Origin of the sequence: Desulfosporosinus sp. I2, from assembly GCF_000960765.1 — a bacterium.
Taxonomy (GTDB): Bacteria; Bacillota; Desulfitobacteriia; order Desulfitobacteriales; family Desulfitobacteriaceae; genus Desulfosporosinus.
The window spans coordinates 1-4676 of record NZ_JYNH01000223.1 but is presented as its reverse complement, the minus strand read 5'-3'; the positions used below and the strand labels follow the sequence as shown (position 1 = coordinate 4676).

The following is a 4676-nucleotide window of genomic DNA, read 5'->3' as shown; positions in this document are numbered from 1 at the left end:
ATCTGTCGTGACCAATGGAACTGGGCGACGCTCCTTTCTCCCTGGTTATCGAGTGGCAGGTAAGACGGGGACAGCGCAGAAGGTAGTTAATGGAGGGTATATTCAAGGGGAGTATGTAGCCTCCTTTGTAGCGTTTGCCCCTGCAGATAAGCCACGACTGGCTATATTATGTGTCATCGATGGGGTTCCCTTTTACGGAGGAGTTGTGGCAGCACCTGTTGTCCAGACGGTCCTGCTTGATTCCTTGAGATATCTGGGTGTCAAACCAGATTCTGAGGCACCAATGACGCCTGGCAAGCCAATGCCTGGCCTTGAATTCCAGCCCGTTAAAAAGGCAGCGACCGTTCCTTCAGTCTTAGGTCTCCCTTTATTCGAGGCAGAAAAGGTTTTAACTCAAGCCGGATTCAAGACCATGACAGAAGGTAAGGGCGAAATGGTACTTGACCAAATTCCCCATGGAGACGCGCAAATAGAAGCTGGATCAAATATACTTCTCTACCTTGGAACAGATGCCTCGACTCCGACCCTCTCAAGGTGGTGGGAAGATGAGGATGAAGATATAGAGGCCATTCGCAGTCTAACTGGTCGAGTTCCAATCTCCGCCAGTTCACTTGGGCGTTAGGAATTCTTCGAGGTCTGTCAAAGGGGTAATTTGTCTATAATAAATTTAGTTCGAGCAATAGAAAAACGTGGCTCGGAAAACATTTCGAAAGGAAGATGAGGAATGCCCACAGTTTGCAAACCATTATCAGAGATTATTAGCGGAATCGAGGTGCAGGCTGTTTCTGGGGATAGCCGAGTTATCATTCGGGGGATGACGATGGATTCGCGGCGCGTTGAACCAGGCGATCTTTATGTCTGCGTACCGGGCTTTAAAGTGGATGGTCATGACTTTGCTGCGAGTGCCATCTCTTCAGGGGCTGTGGCCCTAATCGTTGAACAGTTTTTACCTCTTGAGGTTCCTCAAGTCAAGGTTTTAAACGTGCGCCAGGTTATGGGACTCTTAGCGGCTAATGTTTATGGTCAACCTAGTGGAAAACTGGAACTAGTGGGCGTGACCGGGACAAACGGGAAAACGACGATTACCTACCTTATTGAGAAAATTGGGATAAGGCAAGGACTGAAAGTCGGTCTAATCGGAACGCTGGGTTCGCGGATCGACGGGCGGGATATTCCGGGAGATAGAACTACGCCAGAGGCCATTGAGGTTCAAAAGCTCTTAGGGGAGATGGTTGCAGAAGGGGTAGATCTTGCAGTCATGGAAGTGTCTTCACATGCTTTGGATCTGGGGCGCGTTGTAGGTTGCGAATTTGATGTGGGAATTTTTACAAATTTGACACAAGATCACTTGGATTATCATATGACAATGAAGGAGTATCTTTATGCCAAGTCTCGTTTGTTTGCGCATTATTTAGAAGGTAATAAGTCGCCTAAGATTAGTATCTTAAATGGAGATGATCCTGCATTTTTTGAATTGAGTCAGGCCTCGTCAGCTTCAGTCGTGAGTTACGGGATTCATAATGTTGTGGATTACCGTGCAGAGAACGTTGAGGTCACCACCGAAGGGGTCCGATTTGAGGTGCGTTTCAGCGGGCGTAGTCAGAAGATAAGGTACGCGACTCCGGGTGTTTTTAGTGTTTATAACGCTTTGGCAGCATTCGTATGGGGTGTTGAACGAGGGTATGATAGTGCTATCGTAGCAGAGGCTTTAGCAGATATTGCTTGCGTACCTGGACGTTTCGAAAGTGTCCGAGTTGACCAGCCTTTTCAAGTCATTGTGGATTACGCTCATACTCCGGATGGGTTAGAAAATGTTGTACGGACGGCTAGGGATTTTACGAAGGGTAGACTTATCACGGTCTTTGGATGCGGGGGAGATAGGGATCGAAGCAAACGTCCACTTATGGGAGAGGCAGCCTCGCAGTGGAGTGATTTTCTTATAGTGACCTCGGATAATCCTCGAACGGAAAATCCGGATCTGATTACCCGTGAAATTTTGGCGGGAGTTTCAGGTGTGGATTATGTCGTGCTGCCAGACCGACGGGAAGCTATTTTTACGGCGTGTCGCATGGCAAAATCCGAAGATACGATTCTGATCGCCGGTAAAGGACATGAAACTTATCAGATTTTTGGGACGGAGGTTCATCCATTCGATGACCGAGAAGTAGCACGTGAAGCTTTAAGGGGGCTAGGATATGGGCAAGTGGACAACTAAGGGAGTAGCCCAGATTGCCAAGGGGACCTTAATCGGAAATTCTGATGTCGAGGTTGAGGGGTGCGTTCTAGATAGTCGCCAAGCAAAAGGCGGTGAGATGTTTTTCGCACTGCCTGGGGAAAATGTGGATGGACATGATTATATAGAAGCCGTCTGGAAAAATGGGGCAATTCTGGTGATTGCTGAAGAGGCACGCTTTAAGGAACTTGCAAAAAGACCTTCTGTCCCAGAAGGAAAGGCGCTCCTCCTTGTAAAGTCGGTATTTACGACACTCCAAGAATTAGCCCGGTCTTGGCGTATGGAATTAGGCACTAAGGTGATCGGAGTTACTGGAAGTAATGGAAAAACCACCACGAAGGATATGATTGCCGCTGTTCTCTCTCAGCATTATCGGGTTTATCGCAATAAGGAAAATCAGAACAATGAATTGGGGCTACCTTTAACAATCCTGAACGCTCCACTGGGTACTGAAGTGTTGATTCTTGAGATGGGAATGAGAGGGCTAGGCGAAATCAAGGCTTTATGCGAGATTGCTAGGCCTGATATCGGGGTTATCACTAATATCGGTTCAACTCATTTGGAGTTATTACAAACTCAAGAGCGAATTGCCCAGGCAAAGTGGGAATTGGTCGAGGCTCTGCCTAGTGATGGCATAGCAATCCTCAACGCTGAGGATCTGTTTTCTGTAAAAAAGGGGAACAACGATTCCCATGCAATTCGTTATTATGGTCTAGAGGGTGCGTTTGCGCTTCCTCACATAAAAGGGGCACAACTTCGTTCTTGGGGAGCTTTAGGGACAACCTTTGATGTGACGTTCCAAGATCAAATTTCGACGGCTAATCTTCCCCTCCCTGGAACTCATAACGTGTTAGATGCTTTAGCAGCTATTGCAGTCGGAACGGTATTGGGTGTTTCTTTGATCGAGGGATGCAAAGGATTAGGTAAACTCGAACTGTCTCGAATGCGCTTAGAAATTCGGCAAGGAGTTGGGGAAACTGTTCTGATTAATGATGTCTATAACGCAAATCCGATTTCAATGAAAGCATCATTGCAAGTCCTCAAGGAACGAGCGGGTGAGAATAAGTCCCTTGCAATTTTAGGGGAGATGTATGAACTGGGACCTGCAGCTGAATCAGGTCACCGTGAAGTAGGTCGGGCCCTTGCTGAGTTGAAAATCAGTGAATTAATTACCGTGGGTAAACTGGCTGGAGAGATTGCCCAGGGGGCTAGAATGGCTGGATACGCTGAAGATCAGATTAAGATGACCACCACGCGCGAGGAGGGGATCAAAAAGGCTCTGGAGCTCCTCACTCTTCTTGGACCAGGAACATGGGTGTTAATTAAAGGTTCGCGGGGAATGAAGATGGAAGAGATTACAGCCCAACTCGAAAGATCACAGTAAAGGATGGAATGACACATGTCTGAGCGTTTGGTCTTAGCAGCCGGATTAGCCTTTATCATAACCTTGGTCTTAGGCCCATTTTTGATACCGGTCTTGAGGATTCTTAAGTTCGGTCAAACTGTACGCGATGATGGCCCAAAAAGGCACTTAAAAAAGGCTGGAACTCCTACTATGGGTGGACTAATTTTCCTTGTTGGCATTATCGTAAGTGCTTTATTTTCGGCAGAACAACCCACTTCCCTTGAGATGGTCACCTTAGTAGGGATCACGCTAGGATATGGCTTAATTGGCTTTATTGATGATTTTATTAAAGTAGTGATGCATCGTTCTTTAGGGCTTCGTGCTTATCAGAAATTGATAGGTCAGTTTGGGTTGGCCTTTATTCTCTTGTGGGTTTCCGTTAAATGGTTAGGCCGAGGAACGGATGTTGCGATTCCTTTCACGGGGATTCACTGGGAACTGGGCTGGTTTTATTATGTCTTGATCTCTCTTGTTGTTGTAGTTATGACGAATGCTGTAAACCTTACCGATGGCTTGGACGGTTTGGCAGCAGGAAGCACCCTGTTTGCTGGGGCAAGCTATGTAGTGATTGCTCTACTAGCTGCAATTCACGGGGGTGGAGTAGCGGTTTTGGCGCATGAGACAGATATGGCGGTTTTTGCTGCTGCCTTGGCCGGTGGCTGTCTAGGATTTTTGCGCTTTAATACCTACCCTGCCCGAGTCTTTATGGGGGACACGGGGTCCTTAGCATTAGGCGGGGCTTTAGTAAGTTTGGCTGTACTGACGAAGAGTGAGTTAGTGCTGATCTTAATCGGCGGATTATTCGCAGCGGAGGCACTTTCAGTCATTATTCAAGTTTTCTCGTTTCAAACTACCGGAAAACGAGTCTTTCGGATGAGTCCGCTCCATCATCACTTTGAACTCGTGGGCTGGAGTGAATGGAAAGTGGTCCTTGTTTTTTGGTTTGTGGCCTTGGTTTGTGCTATGCTTGGGATTATTGGGTTTGTGCCGACGTTGGGGTAGGAGGAAGTTTATTAGCATCCTACGGCGAAAAGTGTT

4 protein-coding genes are annotated in these 4676 nt (G+C 47.2%); all 4 read left to right on the top strand.

Annotation, left to right across the window (positions count from 1 at the left end):
* Positions 1 to 622, top strand: a 622-nt coding sequence (locus UF75_RS24750; protein ID WP_156146609.1) for a penicillin-binding transpeptidase domain-containing protein, incomplete at its 5' end; no start/stop codon positions are given.
* A gap of 102 nt (positions 623 to 724) precedes the next feature.
* Positions 725 to 2215 carry a UDP-N-acetylmuramoyl-L-alanyl-D-glutamate--2,6-diaminopimelate ligase gene (locus UF75_RS24745; RefSeq protein WP_045577181.1) on the top strand — a complete coding sequence of 497 codons (1491 nt, stop codon included), beginning with the start codon at positions 725 to 727 and terminating at the stop codon, positions 2213 to 2215.
* Positions 2196 to 3617, top strand: a complete 1422-nt coding sequence (gene murF / locus UF75_RS24740; RefSeq protein ID WP_045577180.1) for a UDP-N-acetylmuramoyl-tripeptide--D-alanyl-D-alanine ligase — start codon at positions 2196 to 2198, stop codon at positions 3615 to 3617. Before UF75_RS24745 ends, murF begins: the two co-directional genes overlap by 20 nt.
* Positions 3618 to 3632: 15 nt before the next feature.
* Complete coding sequence (gene mraY, locus UF75_RS24735; RefSeq protein WP_045577179.1) at positions 3633 to 4640, top strand: phospho-N-acetylmuramoyl-pentapeptide-transferase; 1008 nt, start codon at positions 3633 to 3635, stop codon at positions 4638 to 4640.
* Positions 4641 to 4676 lie beyond the last annotated feature (36 nt).

Excerpts from the sequence above, each read along its gene's own strand:
- UF75_RS24745 (WP_045577181.1), top strand. The coding sequence starts at position 725 with ATGCCCACAGTTTGCAAACCATTATCAGAGATTATTAGCGGAATCGAG.
- mraY (WP_045577179.1), top strand. The coding sequence starts at position 3,633 with ATGTCTGAGCGTTTGGTCTTAGCAGCCGGATTAGCCTTTATCATAACC.
- murF (WP_045577180.1), top strand. The coding sequence starts at position 2,196 with ATGGGCAAGTGGACAACTAAGGGAGTAGCCCAGATTGCCAAGGGGACC.